The organism is Piscinibacter gummiphilus (assembly GCF_032681285.1).
Classification (GTDB): Bacteria; Pseudomonadota; Gammaproteobacteria; order Burkholderiales; family Burkholderiaceae_C; genus Rhizobacter; species Rhizobacter gummiphilus_A.
In genome coordinates this window covers 5,107,457-5,123,900 of the sequence record NZ_CP136336.1, presented here as the reverse complement: position 1 = coordinate 5,123,900, position 16,444 = coordinate 5,107,457, and the positions used below count along the sequence as shown (strand labels likewise).

At 69.4% G+C, this 16,444-nt stretch carries 16 protein-coding genes; 6 read left to right on the top strand and 10 right to left on the bottom strand.

All coding sequences use genetic code 11. The features are described 5' to 3' along the window. Window positions 1-26: 26 nt before the first annotated feature. From RXV79_RS24365 to RXV79_RS24335, 7 genes are all read right to left on the bottom strand, one after another. A complete protein-coding gene (locus RXV79_RS24365) occupies window positions 27-908 on the bottom strand; it encodes an alpha/beta hydrolase (RefSeq protein ID WP_316700688.1) in 882 nt (293 codons plus the stop codon). A 64-nt stretch (window positions 909-972) separates the two neighbouring features. Beyond that, window positions 973-1,863, bottom strand: coding sequence for an alpha/beta fold hydrolase (locus tag RXV79_RS24360; protein WP_316700687.1), 891 nt, complete (start codon window positions 1,861-1,863; stop codon window positions 973-975). Between the two features lie 152 nt (window positions 1,864-2,015). Then, window positions 2,016-2,189, bottom strand: coding sequence for a hypothetical protein (locus RXV79_RS24355; RefSeq protein ID WP_316700685.1), 174 nt, complete (start codon window positions 2,187-2,189; stop codon window positions 2,016-2,018). Between the two features lie 104 nt (window positions 2,190-2,293). Beyond that, window positions 2,294-2,557, bottom strand: a complete 264-nt coding sequence (locus RXV79_RS24350; RefSeq protein ID WP_413816712.1) for a winged helix-turn-helix transcriptional regulator — start codon at window positions 2,555-2,557, stop codon at window positions 2,294-2,296. Between the two features lie 102 nt (window positions 2,558-2,659). Further along, on the bottom strand, window positions 2,660-4,060 hold the full coding sequence (locus RXV79_RS24345; protein WP_316700681.1) for an efflux transporter outer membrane subunit: 1,401 nt from the start codon (window positions 4,058-4,060) through the stop codon (window positions 2,660-2,662). Further along, complete coding sequence (locus tag RXV79_RS24340) at window positions 4,053-7,214, bottom strand: efflux RND transporter permease subunit (protein WP_316700679.1); 3,162 nt, start codon at window positions 7,212-7,214, stop codon at window positions 4,053-4,055. Before RXV79_RS24340 ends, RXV79_RS24345 begins: the two co-directional genes overlap by 8 nt. Before the next feature lie 12 nt (window positions 7,215-7,226). Beyond that, entirely contained in the window at window positions 7,227-8,468 is a 1,242-nt protein-coding gene (locus RXV79_RS24335) for an efflux RND transporter periplasmic adaptor subunit (RefSeq protein ID WP_316700677.1), read from the bottom strand. A 174-nt stretch (window positions 8,469-8,642) separates the two neighbouring features. On the opposite strand from RXV79_RS24335, the gene RXV79_RS24330 reads away from it, so the two are divergent. The 4 genes from RXV79_RS24330 (at window position 8,643) to RXV79_RS24315 (ending at window position 12,847) form a co-directional block, all read left to right on the top strand. Beyond that, complete coding sequence (locus RXV79_RS24330) at window positions 8,643-9,275, top strand: TetR family transcriptional regulator (RefSeq protein ID WP_316700676.1); 633 nt, start codon at window positions 8,643-8,645, stop codon at window positions 9,273-9,275. Between the two features lie 36 nt (window positions 9,276-9,311). Next, window positions 9,312-10,709: an amidase gene (locus RXV79_RS24325; protein ID WP_316700675.1), complete on the top strand. Its 1,398-nt coding sequence runs from the start codon at window positions 9,312-9,314 to the stop codon at window positions 10,707-10,709. Window positions 10,710-10,807: 98 nt separating this feature from the next. Beyond that, entirely contained in the window at window positions 10,808-12,133 is a 1,326-nt protein-coding gene (locus RXV79_RS24320; protein ID WP_316700673.1) for a DUF805 domain-containing protein, read from the top strand. Between the two features lie 132 nt (window positions 12,134-12,265). Next, entirely contained in the window at window positions 12,266-12,847 is a 582-nt protein-coding gene (locus tag RXV79_RS24315; RefSeq protein ID WP_316700671.1) for a transglutaminase-like cysteine peptidase, read from the top strand. 6 nt (window positions 12,848-12,853) lie between these two features. On the opposite strand, the gene RXV79_RS24310 is transcribed toward RXV79_RS24315, so the two are convergent. Continuing rightward, window positions 12,854-13,567 carry a helix-turn-helix transcriptional regulator gene (locus tag RXV79_RS24310; RefSeq protein ID WP_316704198.1) on the bottom strand — a complete coding sequence of 238 codons (714 nt, stop codon included), beginning with the start codon at window positions 13,565-13,567 and terminating at the stop codon, window positions 12,854-12,856. Window positions 13,568-13,729: 162 nt separating this feature from the next. Next, window positions 13,730-14,116: a VOC family protein gene (locus RXV79_RS24305; RefSeq protein WP_316700670.1), complete on the bottom strand. Its 387-nt coding sequence runs from the start codon at window positions 14,114-14,116 to the stop codon at window positions 13,730-13,732. 152 nt (window positions 14,117-14,268) lie between these two features. Here RXV79_RS24305 and folE point away from each other — a divergent pair, with 152 nt between their 5' ends. Further along, a complete protein-coding gene (folE, locus tag RXV79_RS24300) occupies window positions 14,269-14,997 on the top strand; it encodes a GTP cyclohydrolase I (protein ID WP_316700669.1) in 729 nt (242 codons plus the stop codon). Between the two features lie 12 nt (window positions 14,998-15,009). After that, window positions 15,010-15,432 carry a BLUF domain-containing protein gene (locus RXV79_RS24295; protein WP_296726139.1) on the top strand — a complete coding sequence of 141 codons (423 nt, stop codon included), beginning with the start codon at window positions 15,010-15,012 and terminating at the stop codon, window positions 15,430-15,432. Here the strand turns inward: RXV79_RS24295 and RXV79_RS24290 are convergent. After that, window positions 15,429-16,376: a GlxA family transcriptional regulator gene (locus RXV79_RS24290; protein WP_316700666.1), complete on the bottom strand. Its 948-nt coding sequence runs from the start codon at window positions 16,374-16,376 to the stop codon at window positions 15,429-15,431. The genes RXV79_RS24295 and RXV79_RS24290 overlap by 4 nt on opposite strands. Between the last annotated feature and the right edge of the window lie 68 nt (window positions 16,377-16,444).

The following is a 16,444-nucleotide window of genomic DNA, read 5'->3' as shown; positions in this document are numbered from 1 at the left end:
GCATGAAAAAGGACGGGAGTGCGATTTTAGGCGGCGGGCCCCTTGAGCGACTGCAACCAAGATGACAGGGTGGCCAACACCTCGCCCTGCTCGGGCTCGTTGAAGATCTCGTGATAGAGCGGGCCGAACTCCTTGGCGGTGAGCACAGGCTTCGGGACCGTGGCGGCGAAATCGCGGCTGCCGGACGGCGCGACGCACCGGTCGCTGCCGGCGTACATCAAGAGCGTGGGCACCTTCCAGCGCGCGGCGTGCAGGCGCACCCACTCGCCGTTGCCGAGGATGAAGCGCGCGAGCCGGGGCGTGATGCGGTCGTGCACCAGCGGGTCGGCGGTGTAGGCCGCCACGACCTTGGGGTCGCGCGAGATCCATTCCGGCTTCAGGCCGTTGTTCACCGCCAGGTCGGGGGCCAGCGTGCCGAGCGTTGCGAGCAGCAGTTTCTGCACGGCGTTGGTGTCGGCGGCGAGCGCGGGCGACGAGAGCACCAGCGCGTCGATCGGCCGGTGCCATTCGGCCGTGGCCTCGCCGGGCCGGGCGACACCCTGGCCCACGAAGCGCGCGGCGACCAGGCCACCCATGCTGTGGCCGAGCAGCACCAGCAGGCCGGGCTGCTGGGCGCGCACGTGGTCGATCACGAGCGACAGGTCGCGCAGCAGGTCGTCGGCGGTGTTGATCTTGCCCTTGGGGCCGTCGCTGCGGCCGTGGCCACGGTGGTCGTAGCCGACCACGTGCCAGCCGCTGGCGTTGAGGTGTTTCGCGACATGGGCATAGCGCCCGATGTGCTCGCCCAGGCCGTGCACGATGAGCACGGTGCCGCGGGCGGCGGCGGGGTCGGGGGCGGGCCAGGCCTGCAGGTGCAGGCGCTGGCCGTCGGGGGTGGTGATGGCGGCGTAGGGGGCGGCGTAGGTCATGGGGGCGCACCCTACGCACTTCGTGCAGTCCCGCCAAGCGGGACTTGCGCTCAGGCCGCCACGCTCAGGCCGCCATCACGATGCGGTCGAGCCCGTTCGACAGGCGCGGGTCGATGCGGCCGGTGATCCACGCGTTGACGGTGGCTTCGTGCGAGATCGGCCCCAGGTGGCCCGCGCCGGGTACCTCGGCGCGCAGCACGTTGGGGAGCGTGTGCGCCAGCAGCTCCGTCACGCGGCGCGCGGGCGTGCGCGTCTGCGAGCCGTGCATCAGCAGGATGGGCATGGTCAGGCGCGCGAGCAGGCTCTTGTGCCAGCGGGCGGTGAAGCAGGCGTCGAAGTGGCGTGGCACCGCGGGCATGCGGTGCGCGACCGCATCGCGCTGGCTCGCGGCCATCTGGTTCCAGGTGGCGTCTCCGCCCCAGTAGCCGATGAAGTAGGCGGCGGCCTGGTCGATCTCGCCGCGCTGCACCAGGCCGCGGGCGGTGTGGGCGACGTCGGTGATCTCCATCAGCGCCGGGTCGCGCGGGGCCATCTCGCGCAGCACGCTGAAGGCCACCGGCTCGTACAGGCTCAGCGAACGCACCCGCTCCGGGTGGCGCAAGGCGATCTGCAAGGCCAGCGCGGCGCCGTAGGAATGGCCCACCAGGTGCACGCCGCGTGTGTCGAGCTGTGGCTGGGCCGACTCCATCAGCGCCGTGACCGCCTGCGCATCGGCTTGCAGCGCGTTCATCGTCGCGCTCGGAAACGTCGGGCTCTTGCCATGGCCGTGCAGGTCGGGCAGCAGCACCTGCCAGTGGCGCGAGAGGGTGTTGGCCAGGCCCTGCCACTGCGCATGGGTCCCGGCGGTGGAATGCAGGCACACCACCAGGTCGCCGGCACCCTGGGTGCGGGCCGACAGGCGGGTGGGCGGGGTCAGGGCGTCCTGGGAATCAGGAGAAGGGGTGTCGAAGCTCATGGCGTGTCCATCCGGTTCATCGGGGGCGGCACTGCGTGTGGCGGAGCCGTCTCGGGGAACGTGAGGATGGAACGCGGCTGTATCGGCCGGATGTCGCAGCCCCGGCCGGCGTGATTCATTCGTTGCAGGAGCGTTTCAGCGCCTGTTGCACCTCATTGCGAGATGTCCTTGGTGCGGGTGCGCGACACGCCGGTGATCACGCCGATGCCGGCCAGGATCACGCAGGCGACCGCCACATAGGTGGGCGCGACCCCGGCCAACACCAGCGCCCAGGCGACCCCGCCGATCAGCAGGGCAAAACCGATCATGTAGAGAGCGAAAGACATGGACATGCTCCTTGGCTGCGGAACTTGGCGGCCACTGTAGGCAGCACCTGCCGCGCCGCCGATCGGTGCGGGCCGACAGTTGGCGTAGGCCGGCGCCTACTGGCTCAAGCACCGCGCCAGCCCTCGGCCCAGTCGCACAGCGGGCCCAGCGACGCCATCAGCCGGCGGCCTTCGGCGGTCAGTCGGTAGCCGCCTTCCTCGTGTTCCAGCAGGCCCACTTCACGCAGCTCCTTGATGCGCGTGTTGAGCAGGCTGGGGTTGGTCTCGCAGGCCTCCTGCAGGGCGCGAAACGTCATCTGCTCGCCGTGGCGCAGCTCCCAGAAGATGCGCAGCGCGGCACGGCGGCCCAAGAGGTCGAGCGCCACCATGATCGGGCGGCCGGTCTTGGAGCCGCGCACCGGCGAGCCGATGCGCGGAGACGACTTGCGGTGCGTCGTGGGCATGCGGCGATTGTCGCTTCGCCGCCCGCCTCACTTGGTGGCGGTGGGCTCCGTCCAGCCGCCGCCCAGCACCTTGTAGAGGTTGACCTGGTTCTGCACCATCGCCGCCTGCACCTGCACCACCGCCTGCTGCGCCGAGAAGAGCGCGCGTTGCGCGTCGAGCACGTCGAGGAAGCTCGCGGCGCCGTTGCGGTAGCGCAGGTCGGCGAGCCTGAAGCGGGTCTGCTCGGCGTTGGCCTGCGCCAGTTGCGCGCGGGCTTGCTCGCCGAGCGTGGCGCGGCCGGCCAGCGCGTCCTGCACTTCGCGGAAGGCGTTCTGGATCGACTTCTCGTACTGCGCCACCGCGATCTCGCGGTTGGTCTTGGCGAGGTCGAGGTTGGCGCTGTTGCGGCCGGCGTCGAAGATCGGCTGCACCAGGTTGCCCGAGATGCTCCAAGCCTTGGTGCCGCTCTTGAAGAGGCCATCGAGTTCGCTGCTCGCGCTGCCGGCGTTGCCGGTCAGGCTGATGCGCGGGAAGAAGGCGGCGCGTGCGGCGCCGATGTTGGCGTTTGCGGCGATGAGCTGCTGCTCGGCCTGGCGCACGTCGGGCCGGCGCGTCAGCACCTCCGACGGCAGGCCCGCCGGCAGGTCGGCCGCGAGGCGCTGTTCGCCGATGGCGAGCGGCGGCGGCAGGTCGGTGGGCAGCGGCTGGCCGATCAGGAGCACCAGCGCGTTCTCGTCGAGCGCCCGCTGGCGCGTGACGGCGGCGAGCGTCACCTTGCCGGCTTCCAGCAGCGACTCGGCCTGCCGCAGGTCGAGCTCGGAGGCGGCGCCGTTGTCGAACTTGAGCTTGTTCAGCTTGAACGAGTCTTCGCGCGTGCCCAGCGTGTCGCGGGTGATGGCGAGCAGCTCTTCGTCGGCCAGGAGGCTCAGGTAGGTGTTGGCCACCGCCGCCACCAGGCTGATCTGCGCGGCCTTGCGGCCTTCAACGCTTGCCAGGTACTGCGCGGCGGCGGCATTGCCCAGGCTCTGGATGCGGCCGAAGAGGTCGATCTCCCAGGCCGAGAGCTGGATGCCCGCCTGGAACACCGTCTGCAGCCGGCCCGGCACCACCTGCGACGGGCCACGCTGGCCGCTCAGGCCGACGCCGAGGCTGGGGTAGAGGTCGGCTCGGCGCACACCGTAGTTGGCGCGGGCCGCTTCGATGTTGAGCACCGCCACGCGAAGGTCGCGGTTGTTCTGGAGCGCGATCTCGATCAGCCGCTTCAGCCGCTCGTCGACGAAGAAGCTCTGCCACGCGATGTCGGCTGCGGCCTGGGTGCCCGTCGTCGTGCTGCTGTCGGTGAAGGCTGGGGCGACAGGGGCGACCGGCCGCTCGTATTTCGGCGCCATGCTGGTGCAGCCGGCCAGCATCAGCGCTGCGGCCAGGCTGGTCAGTCGGATGTCAAACATGCTGGTGGCCTCCTTGGTCATCTGCGTCTTGCTCATGCGCGTAGAACTTGCGTTGCCGCTCGCTGCCCTTGAAAAAGCGGCGCACCACCACGAAGAACACCGGCACGAAGAAGATGGCGAGCAGCACCGAGCTGATCATCCCGCCGATCACGCCCGTGCCGAGCACGCGCTGGCTCGACGAGCCGGCGCCCGAGGCGAGCATCAGCGGCAGCGTGCCGAGGATGAAGGCCATCGAGGTCATCAGGATCGGACGGAAGCGGATGTGCGCCGCCATCAGCGCCGCTTCCATCGCCGTCTTGCCTTGCGCCTGCAGGTCTTTCGCGAACTCGATGATCAGGATCGCGTTCTTCGCCGAGAGGCCGATGATGGTGATGAGGCCCACCTGGAAATACACGTCGTTGGTGTAGCCGCGCAAGGTCACGCCCAGCAGCACGCCCAGCACCCCGAGCGGCACCACCAGCATCACCGCCAGCGGGATCGACCAGCTCTCGTACAGCGCCGCGAGGCAGAGGAACACCGCGAGGATCGCGAAGCCGTAGAGGATGAGCGCCTGCGAGCCGGCGAGCTTTTCCTCGCGCGACTGACCCGTCCACTCGTAGGCGAAGCCCGGTGGCAGCTTGGCGGCCAGCGCTTCCATCTCGGCCATCGCCGCACCCGTGCTGTAGCCGGGCGCGGCCGAGCCGTTGATGCGCATCGCGGGGTAGCCGTTGTAGCGCACGGTCTGCATCGCGCCGGTCACCCACTTCGTGGTGGCGAAGGCCGAGAGCGGCACCGGCTTGCCCTGGTTGTTCATCGCGTTCAGCTTGAGCAGGTCGTCGGGCTGCATGCGGGCCGGCGCATCGGCCTGCACCACCACGCGCTGCAGGCGGCCGGCGTTCGGGAAGTCGTTGACGTAGGCAGAGCCGAGCGCGGTGGAGATCGCGGTGTTGATGCTGTCGAAGCTCACGCCGAGCGCATTGGCGCGGTCGCGGTCGATGGCGAGCTCGACCTGCGGCGCGTCTTCCAGGCCGTCGGGGCGCACCTGCGTGATCACCTTGCTCTGCGAGGCCATGCCCAGCAGCTGGTTGCGTGCATTCACCAGCGCCTGGTGGCCCTGGCCGCCGCGGTCCTGCAGGCGGAAGCTGAAGCCCGACGACTGGCCGAGTTCGGGAATGGGCGGCGGGCTCAGCGGGTAGATGAACGCATCGCGGATGCCCATCAGCGCCCCGAAGGCGCGGCCGGCGATCGCGTCGGCCTTTTGCTGCGGCTCCTTGCGCTCCGTCCAGTCTTTCAGCGTCACGAAGGCGAGTGCCGCGTTCTGGCCCTGGCCCGAGAAGCTGAAGCCCAGCACGCCCACCATGCTCTGAACTTCGGGCTGCTTGAGGATGTACGCCTCGACCTGCTTCATCACCTCCAGCGTGCGCTCCTGGGTCGCACCCGGCGGCAGCTGCACGTTGACGATCATGTTGCCCTGGTCTTCCTGTGGCAGGAAGGAGGTCGGCAGGCGCTTGTAGAGCAGTGCCACCGCGAGGCCGATCGCCAGGTAGATGATGAGGAAGCGGCCGGCGCGTTTCAGGATGCGCGCGACCCAGCCTTCGTAGCCCTTGGCCGTGCGCGTGAAGCCGCGGTTGAACCAGCCGAAGAAGCCCGTCTTCTCATGGTGGTGGCCGGCTTCCACCGGCTTCAGCAGCGTGGCGCACAAGGCCGGCGTGAGCGACAGCGCCATGAAGGCCGAGAACGCGATCGAGGCGACCATCACCGCCGAGAACTGCCGGTAGATGTTGCCCACCGAGCCCGAGAAGAAGGCGAGCGGCACGAACACCGAGATCAGCGCCACCGTCACGCCGACGATGGCACCGCTGATCTGGCCCATCGCCTTGCGCGTGGCCTGCAACGGCGGCAGGCCTTCTTCGCTCATGATGCGTTCGACGTTCTCCACCACCACGATGGCGTCGTCGACCACGATGCCGATCACGAGGACCATGCCGAACATGGTCAGCACGTTGATCGAGAAGCCGAGCGAGAGCAGCACGGCGAAGGTGCCGAGCAAGGCGATCGGCACCACGATGGTCGGGATGATGGTGTAGCGCCAGTTCTGCAGGAAGAGGAACATGACGAGGAACACCAGCGCCACCGCCTCGATCAGCGTCTCGGCCACCTGCGTGATCGAGATCTTGATGAAGCGCGAGCTGTCGTAGGGGATGGCGTACTTCACGCCCTGCGGGAAGAGCTTGGAGAGCTCGTCCATGCGCTTGTGGATGGCCGCGGCGGTGGCGAGTGCGTTGCCGCTCGGCGCGAGCTGCACGCCGATGCCGGTCGACGGGTTGCCGTTCAGGCGTGCCGAGGTGGCGTAGGCCTGGGCGCCGAGTTCGAGGCGGGCCACGTCGCGCAGGCGCACGGTGGAGCCGTCGGTCAGCGCGCGCAGCACGATGTTGCCGAACTCCTCGACTGTGCTGAGCTGGCCCTTCACCACCACCGTGGCCGAGATGCCCTGGCCGGCGATGTTGGGGAGGTCGCCGATGGTGCCCGACGAGACCTGCGCGTTCTGCGCGCGGATGGCGGCGATCACGTCCCCAGACGACAGGTTGTAGCCCTGCAGCTTGTTCGGGTCGATCCAGATGCGCATCGCGCGCTCGGTGCCGAAGAGCTGGGCCTGGCCCACGCCCGGCACGCGCTGCAGTTCCGGCAGGATGTTGCGCGAGGCGTAGTCGCCGAGCGCCACCGGGTCGAAGGCCGGGTTGTCCGACGAGAGGATGGTGAAGAGCAGGAAGTTCGAACGCGCCTTGTCGACACGAACGCCCTGCTGCGTGACCGCCTGCGGCAGGCGCGGCGCGGCGCGGCTCAGGCGGTTCTGCACGTCCACCTGCGCCAGGTCGGCGTTGGTGCCCGGCTCGAAGCTGATGGTGATGCTGCCGGTGCCGTTGGCCTGCGCCACCGACTCCATGTACATGAGGCCGGGCGAGCCGTTCATCTCGCGTTCGATGACCGAGAGCACGGCGTCTTCGAGCGTCTGCGCCGAGGCGCCGGGGTAGGTGGCCGAGACCACGATGGAGGGCGGCGCCACCGGCGGGTACTGCGCGATCGGCAGCTGCGTGATCGCCACGCCGCCGGCCACCAGGATGAAGAGCGCGATCACCCACGCGAAGATGGGGCGGTCGATGAAGAAGCGTGACATGCGTGCGGCTCCTCAGCGGCTGGCGGCCGAGGCGGGGGCCGAGGCTGCGGCAGCGCCCGACGCCGGCGCGGAGGCTGCGGCGGGCTGCCACGGCACCGGGTTCACCGGCGCGCCGGGCACCATCATCTTCTGGAAGCCGTCGACGATCACCTTCTCGCCGGGCTGCAGGCCGTCGGTGACGAGCCAGCTCTGGCCCTGCGCCGAGGCGACCTTGACGTTGCGCTTGACCGGCTTGTTGTCGGCGCCGACCACGAGCACCGTGTCGCCGGCCTCGCTGCGCGTCACCGCCTGCTGCGGCAGCAGGATGCCTTCCGGCTGCGAGGCCTGCGCGAGGCGCACGCGCACGTACATGCCGGGCAGGAGCAGGCTGTTGGGGTTGGGCACCTCGGCGCGCAGCGTGATCTGGCCGGAGGTGGGGTCGACGGTCAGGTCGCTGAAGAGCAGCTTGCCGGTCTGTGGGTAGACGCTGCCGTCTTCCAGCACCACCTGCACCTTGGCCGCATCGGCGCCGGCCTTCTGCAGCTTGCCGGCGGCGAGCGCCCGGCGCAGCTTGAGCACTTCGGTGGTCGACTGGGTGAAGTTCACGTACATCGGGTTGATCTGCTGCACCACGGCCAGCGGCGTGGCCTCGCCCTGGCCGACGAGCGCGCCTTCGGTCACGAGCGCACGGCCGATGCGACCGGCGATGGGCGAGGTGACGCTCGAGTAGCCGAGGTTGATCTGCGCCGTCTGCACCGCGGCGCGGCTGGCGGCGAGATCGGCTTCGGCCGACTTCTGGGCCGAGACCGCGTTGATGTAGTCCTGCTTGCTGATCGCGTTGGCCTCCATCAGCGGCTTGTAGCGCTCGGCCTGGGCGGTGGTCTGCGCCACGTTGGCCTGCGCGCGGGCGAGCGTGGCCTGGGCGCTGGCCAACGCGGCCTGGTAGGGCGCGTTGTCGATGCGGAAGAGCAGCTGACCGGCTTTCACGTCGCTGCCTTCCTTGAACACCCGCTCCCGCAGGATGCCCGCGGCGCGCGCCCGCACCTGGGCCACGCGCGAGGCTTCGAGCCGGCCGGGCAGCTCCGTCGTCAGGCTCACGGTCGTGGGCGTCACCGTCACCACGCCCACCTGGGCCGGCGGCATGCCGCCACCCGGGGCACCGCCGCCCTTCTGGCCGTCGGTCTTCTGTCCGCAGGCGGCCAGCAGCGTGGCGGCGGCGATCAGCGCCAGGGAATTGAGAGCAAAGCGGGCCGAAACGTCTTTCAACGCAGACATGCAATTTCCTTCGGGGTCGCGCCGGTCCCCGGCGCCAGAGGTGTGGGAGGCAGAATCTCGGCCCGCGCGACCGGACGACACGACGTCAAGAAAGACGCAGATCGACGGAACCGAATGCCGGATTAGTATACATACACGAGTGAATGTAAGTTGACATCCCACTGACACACATCCATGGTCCGTCGCACCAAAGAAGAGGCGCAGGCTACCCGCAAACTCATCCTTGACACGGCTGAGGTGGTCTTTCACGAGCGGGGGGTTTCGCGCACCTCGTTGAACGAGATCGCGCTGGCCGCGGGGCTCACGCGCGGCGCCATCTACTGGCACTTCAAGGACAAGGCCGACCTCTTCAACGCGATGATGGAGCGCGTCACCCTGCCGCTGGAAGAGACCGCCCACCGCAGCGACGACGAGAGCCTCGACGACCCGATCGCCTACATGCGCAGCAGCTTCCTGCAGGCGCTGCGCCTCACCGCCAACGACCCCCAGGTGCGCCGCGTGTTCGGCATCGCCATCCACAAGGTCGAATACGTGGACGAACTGCTGGCCGTGCGCGACCGCCACCTGCGCATCCGTGACGAGTGCCTGCTGCACGCGCAGCGTGGCGTCACGCTGGCCATGCGCCGTGGCCTCTTGCCCAAGCGCATCCCGGCGCGCGCGGCGGCCCTCGGGCTGCACGCCATGATCGACGGGCTGATCCAGAACTGGCTGCTCGACCCCGAGGCCTTCGACCTCGTGAAGACCGGCCAGCAGGTGCTCGATGCCTACCTCGCCGGGCTGGCTGCGCCGGTGGCGAGCAAAGGCTGATTCGGTCATCATCCGGCCCTACCCCAGGAGGGCCCCATGACGACGTCGTTGCACACCCTGAGCGCGCTGGAGCTGCTCGCCGCCTACGAGAGCCGCGCGCTGTCGCCGGTCGAGGTCACCCGGGCCGTGCTCGGGCAGATCGACCGCTGCGAGCCGAAGCTGCATGCCACCTACGCGCTCGACCACGAGGCGGCGCTGGCCGCCGCCAAGGCCAGCGAAGCACGCTGGATGAAAGGCCGGAGAGCCGAGCCGCAGGGCGCACTCGACGGCGTGCCGGTCACGATCAAGGAAAACATTGCCACCCGCGGCACGCCCGTGCCGCTGGGCACCGCCGCCACGCTGCACGCCCCGGCCGAGCGCGATGCCCCGCCCGCTGCACGCCTGCGCGAAGCCGGTGCCGTGCTGCTCGGCAAGACCACGATGCCCGACTACGGCATGTTGTCGTCGGGGCTGTCGAGCTTCCATGCGCTCACGCGCAACCCGTGGGACCTGACGAAGAACCCCGGCGGCAGCAGCGCCGGCGCCGCAGCCGCGGCCGCCGGCGGCTACGGCCCGCTGCACCTGGGCACCGACATCGGCGGCTCGGTGCGCCTGCCTGCCGCCTGGTGCGGCATCTTCACCTTGAAGCCCAGCCTCGGCCGCATCCCGATCCACCCGCCGTACTACGGCCGCGTGGCCGGGCCGATGACGCGCAGCGTGCAGGACGCCGCGCTGATGATGCGCGTGCTCTCGCTGCCCGATGCGCGCGACACGATGAGCCTGCCCTACCAGCCGATCTCCTGGACCGAGCTCACGCGGCCGATCAAGGGCCTGAAGATCGGCCTCATGCTCGACGCCGGCTGGGGCCTGCCGGTCGAGCCCGAGGTGCGCGCCGCGGTCGAGGTGGCAGCGGATGCGTTTGCCGCGGCCGGTGCGGTCGTCGAGCCGCTCGCGCCCTTCATGACGCGCAGCATGATCGACGGCATGGACCGCTTCTGGCGCTGCCGCTCCTGGATGGACATCTCGGCCCTGCCGGAGGAGCGGCAGGCGAAGGTGCTGCCCTTCATCCGCGAGTGGGCGCGCGGTGGGGCAGGCCTCACCGGCGAGCAGGTCTTCACCGGCTTCAGCCAGATGGGCGCGATGCGCGATGCGGCGGTGGCCGCCTGCCAGCCCTTCGACTTCGTGCTCACGCCGACGGCGCCGATCGCCGCCTTCGCCGCCGAGCTGCCGTGCCCCACCAACGACCCGACGCAGCCTTTCGAGCACATCGCCTTCACACTGCCCTACAACATGAGCGAGCAGCCGGCCGCGAGCATCAACTGCGGCTACACCGCGGGCGGGCTGCCCATCGGCCTGCAGATCGTGGGCCATCGCCATGACGATCTCGGGGTGCTGCAGCTCGCGCACGCCTGGGAGCAGTTGCGCCCGCCGCAACGGCCCTGGCCACTCGACTGAGCCCTGGCATTACTTCACGTTTTGCCCGAAGGCGAAGGCGCGGCGTTTGCGTATGCTGCCGCCCATCACGACAGGGCAATGACCCGGGGAGAGCAGGGATGGATGGCCAAGCGCAGGTGCGTCTGGTGTTCGCGGGGGAGCTGTTGGAGGGCCACACCGCCGACGAAGTGAAGCGGCTGTTCGGCCAGATGTTCAAGCTGGAGGGCGACCGCCTGGCGGCCGTGTTCTCCGGCAAGCGCACGGTGCTCAAGCACCAGATCGGCCGCGACGATGGCGAGCGCTATGTCGACCGCCTGCGCAAGCTGGGCATGCGGGTGCTGGTGGAGCCCCTCGACGGGCCGGCCGAACCCAAGGCCACGCCCGCCATGCCGGCGCCGATGCCCGCGACCCCGCCCCAACCCGCCGAACCCGCGGTCGGCACGCTGTCGCTGCAGGAGCTGGCCGACGAGGTGCAGTGCCCCAACTGCGGCCACCGCCAGCAGAAGAAATTTGTGCTGTGCACGCAGTGCAACACCGACATCCCGCGTGCCCTCGAAAGCAAGCGTGAGGATGCCGAACGTGCGCGAGCCGAGCGGCAGGCGGCGCGTGCGATGGCGGCGAACGGTGGCCGTTTCGCGCCGCCGAACGCCGAGGTCGACGGCGAGCGCAGCAGCGACGTCGTCGAGCCACCGCCGTTTGCCAGCCTGAGCTTCGAGGGCCGCTACGGCCGCGCCAGCTACATCAACACCTGGGGCGCCTCGATGCTCGTCGTGTTCGGCGTGGGCGTGATCGCGGCAGTGCTCACGCCGGTGCTCGGCAAGCTGATCCTGCTGCCGCTCGGGCTGCTGGGCCTCGCGTGGCTGGTGTGGGGCATCCGTGTCACCGCCCTGCGCCTGCACGACTTCAACCGCAGCGGGTGGTGGATGCTGCTCACGCTCATCCCTTATGTCGGCGTCATCGGCAACCTGGTCATCTCGCTGTGGCCGGGCACCGCCGAAGAAAACGACTACGGCCCGAAGCCGAGGCGCGGCAACATGGTGCTGGCCATCGCGATCTGCGTGCTGAGCACCGTCGGCCTCGCCGTGATGGCTGCCGTGGCGCTGCCGGCCTACAACAACTATGTGAAACGCGCGCAGCAGAAGGCCGAGCAGGCCGAGCAGGCCGAGCAGTCCGAGCAGCGCCAGGCTGAGCGGATGCAGGAGCAGGCCATGCCGCGCATGCCGGACGGCTCGGCCGCCCAGGTGTACCGCGACGAGTACATGCCGGCCTCGAACGAGAAGGCCTTCGCGGTGTCGAGTGCCGGAGCCTACGGCTGGGCGAGCGGCAAGACCTCCGCCCGCGAGGCCATGTCGGCGGCGCTGTCGGACTGCGACTCGCGCCGCGAGGCCTACACCGGGCAATGCCGCATCGTCAGCGTGAACGGCATGGTGCCGAAGGAGCGGTGATGTGAATTGGCTATTTGCCATTTCACCGCCCACCGACTAACGTGAAATCGTGGTGGTGCCGCTTCGCTGCCGCACCACCCCATGCTGCGACGAGCCTTCTCGCTGTGTATTGCCAGTTGTGCCTGTGCTGGCATGAAGGCGCATGCGCTGCCCGTGCTGGACCCTCTGCAGGCGGCGACCGATCGTTTCCGGCTGCTCGCTGAAGGCCTGCGACACCTGCCCCCGGCCGAGCGCCACGCGGCGGCGAACCGGCGCATCAACGAACTGGTCGACTACGCCCCCGACCTCGACCTCTGCGGCGCCCGCGACTGCTGGCAGACCCCGGCCGAGACACTTGCCTCGGGCCGTGGCGATTGCGAGGACTACGCCATCGCCAAGTACTTCCTGCTCAACGCGTGCGGCAGCGGCGGTTGCCCGCGGCTCGTCTACGCCAGCTGGGCTTCGCCGGTCGCGTCGGCCGCGCGCGTGGCCCACATCGCGCTGATCGCCGATGCGCACGACCGCGACCCGGTGGTGCTCGACTGCCTCGACCCGCCCCTGCTGCCGCTGTCGCACCGCACCGACCTGCGGCCGGTCTTCAGTTTCGACAGCAGCGGCCTGTGGCGTGGCGCGGCGGGCCAGCGGGTGGGCGACGCCGCGTTGCGCCTTCGCCCCTGGCGCGGCGTGCTGGACCGCTGGGCGCTGCAGCAGCGCGCCACCGCGATGGCGCACTGAGAAGCTTCAGTTCGGCTTCGGGTGCGCCGACCGGTGCGCCGCTGCCGACACCTCGGCCTGCCGGAAGAAGTCGGGCAGCGTCTTGCCCGGCTCGTCGCGGAAGCTCCCGAGCACGTCGAGCTCGCGGATGCGGTCGATGCGGAAATTGCGGAACTCCTCGCGCACCTCGCACCAGGCGGCCAGCGTCCACACCGCGCCCCAGTAGAAGCAGCCGAGCGGGCGCACCGTGCGCTCGCTGGCCACGTCCTTGAGGTCGAGGTAGCTCAAACGCACCTTGCGCCGCCCCTCGGCCGCCAGCCGCAACGGCTCGAGCCGCAGGCGGGTGGCCGGGTCGAACTCGATCGGCGGGGCGTAGACCGCGAGCGTCTCGGCGGCGGCGCGCGCCGCCGCCGGCAGCACCGCGAGGATCTTCGACAGCGCGTTTTCCGCCTGCGCGGCCAGCGTGGCATCGAGCCGCGGCTGGGCGATGCGCACCGAGGCGACCAGCGCCTGGGCTTCTTCGTGGGTGAACATGAGCGGTGGGAGGTCGAAGCCGCTGCGCATGCGGTAGCCGACACCGGCCTCGCCCTCGATGGGCACCCCTTGCGTCATCAGCTCGGCGATGTCGCGGTACACGGTCCGCTCCGACACCTCCAGCCGCTCGGCGAGGAACTGCGCAGTCGACAGGCGTCGCCCGCGGATGATCTGCACGATCTGGAAGAGGCGGTCTGCACGTCGCATACGGTCGGGCTCGTCGGTCTGGGGCCGTGACGGCGGGGTGGTGGGTGGATGATTCTGCAACCGTGGCGCGACGGGGCCGCGCAGCGGCAGCAGGGCGGGGCGCGCCATCACCTGCAAGGGGTGGCGCAAGGGTGGCTCGAAAGGCTCCAGCGGCATGGCGGATCAGCTCAGCGCGTGCAGGCCGATGCGGTTGCCTTCGGTGTCGGTCACGTGGGCGAAGAAGCCCAGGTCGCCCGGCAGCTGCACCTTGGGGGTGGTGATGCGACCGCCGGCCGGCTCCACGCGGGCGAGCGCCGCGTCGAGCGAGGGCTTGGCGTTCAGATAGACCAGCGTGCCTTCGGTCGAGGGCGCCATGCCCTGGCCGGCCGCCACCAGGCAACCGCCGACAGCACCATCGTCGTAAGGGATGACAGCGAGGGATTGCCCGCCGATCGTCTGCCAGTCGAGCTTCACATCGAGCAGGCGCTCGTAGAACGCCTGGGCGCGGGGCTGCTCCAGCACCGGGATTTCAAACCAGTTCACGGCATGCTGTTGGGTGTGTTGGGCCATGTTTCTCTCCTGTGGTTGAGTGAGTGGCCATGCTCGGCGCCTCTTGCTGACAGCGTTATGTCAGGAGCCTTTTGGGGGGTGGGTGCAGCTCGCCAGCGGCGGCCGGCGCAAGGCAGCACAATCGCTGCTCTTCCACCTCGACAGGACCTCGCATGCCGGCTCCACCCCCCGCGCCGATCTTCAGAACCGAGGAAGACCTTGCGCAGCTGAGCGCGTCGGAGCGCATCCGCTACCGGCTGGTCGGCTCCGGGCGGCGCTACCACGCCAACGACAACATCTCGGCCTTCATCCGCGAAGGCGAGATCGACGAGTTGCGCGACGAGATCGCGGCCAAGATGCAGGAGGTGCTGAAGTCGCTGGTGATCGATACCGAAAGCGACCACAACACCAACGAGACGGCGCAGCGCGTGGCCAAGATGTACCTCACCGAGGTGTTTCGCGGGCGCTACCAGCCCATGCCGGCGGTGACCGAGTTCCCCAATGTCGAGCGCCTCAACGAGCTGATGATCGTGGGCCCGATCACGGTGCGCAGCGCCTGCTCGCACCACCTGTGCCCGATCATGGGCAAGGTGTGGATCGGCATCCTGCCCAACGAGCATTCCAACCTCATCGGTCTGTCGAAATACGCGCGCATCTGCGACTGGATCATGTCGCGCCCGCAGATCCAGGAGGAGGCGGTGACCATGCTCGCCAACGAGCTGCAATCGCGCGTCAAGCCCGATGGCCTGGCCATCGTGATGGAGGCCGATCACTTCTGCATGCACTGGCGAGGCGTGAAGGACGACGACGCGATGATGACCAACAGCGTGATGCGCGGCGCTTTCCTGAAAGACGCGAACCTGCGCCGCGAGTTCCTGTCATTGCTCAGCAAGAAGACCTGAAGGGGTTCGACCATGCTTGTACGCCTGATGTATGCCAGCCGCGCCGCCGAGTCGGTCAACCAGGAGGCGCTGGCCGCCATCCTGAAGAAGTCGCGCCAGCACAACCCCGCCTCCGGCGTGACCGGCGTGCTGTGCTTCTCGGAAGGCCTGTTCCTGCAGGTGCTCGAGGGCGGCCGCCTGGCGGTGAGCCAGCTTTACAACCGCATCGCCAACGATGCCCGCCACCGCGATGTGGTGCTGCTGACCTACGAAGAGATTGGCGAACGCAAGTTTGCGGGCTGGGCCATGGGGCAGGTGAACCTGTCCGACTTGAACGCCTCGCTGCTGCTCAAGTACTCGGAGACGGCCACGCTCGACCCGTATGCGGTGTCGGGGGGGGTGTCGATGGCCTTGTTCAACGAACTCGTGGCCACCGCATCGGTCGTTTGCAGCTAGCGAAACGCGCTCGGCGGTTTGCCGGTGTGCCTGAGCACCAGTCGATAAAGCGCCGAGCCGTCCTCGAAACCCACGTCACGCGCCACTTGGTCGATGGGCGCCCGTGAGGTCTGTAGGGCATGCAGCGCCGAGTCGAGTCGGATCTTCTGCACCAGACGCATCGGCGTGAGGCCGGTGGCGGCGCTGACGCGACGTGTCAGCGTGCGCGGGCTCACCGCCAGCTGGTCGGCGATCTCTTCCAGCGAGGGCACGTCGGCCAGGCGCTCGCGCACCAGCAGCTCCACCCGGTGCGCCAAGGGGTCCTGTGCGGCGAGGAAGGCAGGTGCGACGAATCGCGCCTGCGAGGCGCGGGGCTCGATCACCAGGTAGCGTGCCACCTCGGCCGCGAGCCCCGGGCTGGCGAAGCGGGCGACGAGCGCCAGCATCAGGTCGATGTGGGCGAGCGAGGCGCCGGCCGTCCAGATGCGCTCGTCTTCGGTGACCATCGCATCGAGCGTGGTGTCGGCGAGCGGCGCGAGCGACTTCAGCGTGGGCACCAGCCACCAGGTGCTGGTGCAGCGCCGGCCGTCCAGCAGGCCGGCCTGCGCCAGCAGGAAGACGCTGCTGCACGAGGCCGCAAGGCTCGCCCCCTGCCCCCAAGCCTTGTGCAGCCAGGCCGAGGCGAGTTGGGCATCGGGCTCTGCCAGTCGGTCGGCGATCTGCCCCGGGGTCGCGGCGCCCAGCCCGGGCAGCACCACCAGCTCGCGGGCGCGCGCCTTGGCCAGCGGCTCGGCCGCCATCGACAGGCCATTGCGCAAGGCAACCGAGGGCGCGCCGGGCGAGAGCACGCGGTGGTCGAAGAGGCGCTTGCCGGAGAGGGCGTTGGCGGCGCTCAGCACGTCGAGCGTGACTCCGAGCGAGGCCGGACTGCTGCCGGCGAGCACGAGGGTGTCGATGCGGATCATTGGCTCGGTTGTGGCTGTATTGGCAAGATCAATGTCAAAACAGACACTAGCACGAGACGCCCCCTCGG

Excerpts from the sequence above, each read along its gene's own strand:
- RXV79_RS24365 (WP_316700688.1), bottom strand. The coding sequence starts at position 908 with ATGACCTACGCCGCCCCCTACGCCGCCATCACCACCCCCGACGGCCAG.
- RXV79_RS24360 (WP_316700687.1), bottom strand. The coding sequence starts at position 1,863 with ATGAGCTTCGACACCCCTTCTCCTGATTCCCAGGACGCCCTGACCCCG.
- RXV79_RS24355 (WP_316700685.1), bottom strand. The coding sequence starts at position 2,189 with ATGTCTTTCGCTCTCTACATGATCGGTTTTGCCCTGCTGATCGGCGGG.
- RXV79_RS24350 (WP_413816712.1), bottom strand. The coding sequence starts at position 2,557 with ATGGTGGCGCTCGACCTCTTGGGCCGCCGTGCCGCGCTGCGCATCTTC.
- RXV79_RS24345 (WP_316700681.1), bottom strand. The coding sequence starts at position 4,060 with ATGTTTGACATCCGACTGACCAGCCTGGCCGCAGCGCTGATGCTGGCC.
- RXV79_RS24340 (WP_316700679.1), bottom strand. The coding sequence starts at position 7,214 with ATGTCACGCTTCTTCATCGACCGCCCCATCTTCGCGTGGGTGATCGCG.
- RXV79_RS24335 (WP_316700677.1), bottom strand. The coding sequence starts at position 8,468 with ATGTCTGCGTTGAAAGACGTTTCGGCCCGCTTTGCTCTCAATTCCCTG.
- RXV79_RS24330 (WP_316700676.1), top strand. The coding sequence starts at position 8,643 with ATGGTCCGTCGCACCAAAGAAGAGGCGCAGGCTACCCGCAAACTCATC.
- RXV79_RS24325 (WP_316700675.1), top strand. The coding sequence starts at position 9,312 with ATGACGACGTCGTTGCACACCCTGAGCGCGCTGGAGCTGCTCGCCGCC.
- RXV79_RS24320 (WP_316700673.1), top strand. The coding sequence starts at position 10,808 with ATGGATGGCCAAGCGCAGGTGCGTCTGGTGTTCGCGGGGGAGCTGTTG.
- RXV79_RS24315 (WP_316700671.1), top strand. The coding sequence starts at position 12,266 with ATGAAGGCGCATGCGCTGCCCGTGCTGGACCCTCTGCAGGCGGCGACC.
- RXV79_RS24310 (WP_316704198.1), bottom strand. The coding sequence starts at position 13,567 with ATGCGACGTGCAGACCGCCTCTTCCAGATCGTGCAGATCATCCGCGGG.
- RXV79_RS24305 (WP_316700670.1), bottom strand. The coding sequence starts at position 14,116 with ATGGCCCAACACACCCAACAGCATGCCGTGAACTGGTTTGAAATCCCG.
- folE (WP_316700669.1), top strand. The coding sequence starts at position 14,269 with ATGCCGGCTCCACCCCCCGCGCCGATCTTCAGAACCGAGGAAGACCTT.
- RXV79_RS24295 (WP_296726139.1), top strand. The coding sequence starts at position 15,010 with ATGCTTGTACGCCTGATGTATGCCAGCCGCGCCGCCGAGTCGGTCAAC.
- RXV79_RS24290 (WP_316700666.1), bottom strand. The coding sequence starts at position 16,376 with ATGATCCGCATCGACACCCTCGTGCTCGCCGGCAGCAGTCCGGCCTCG.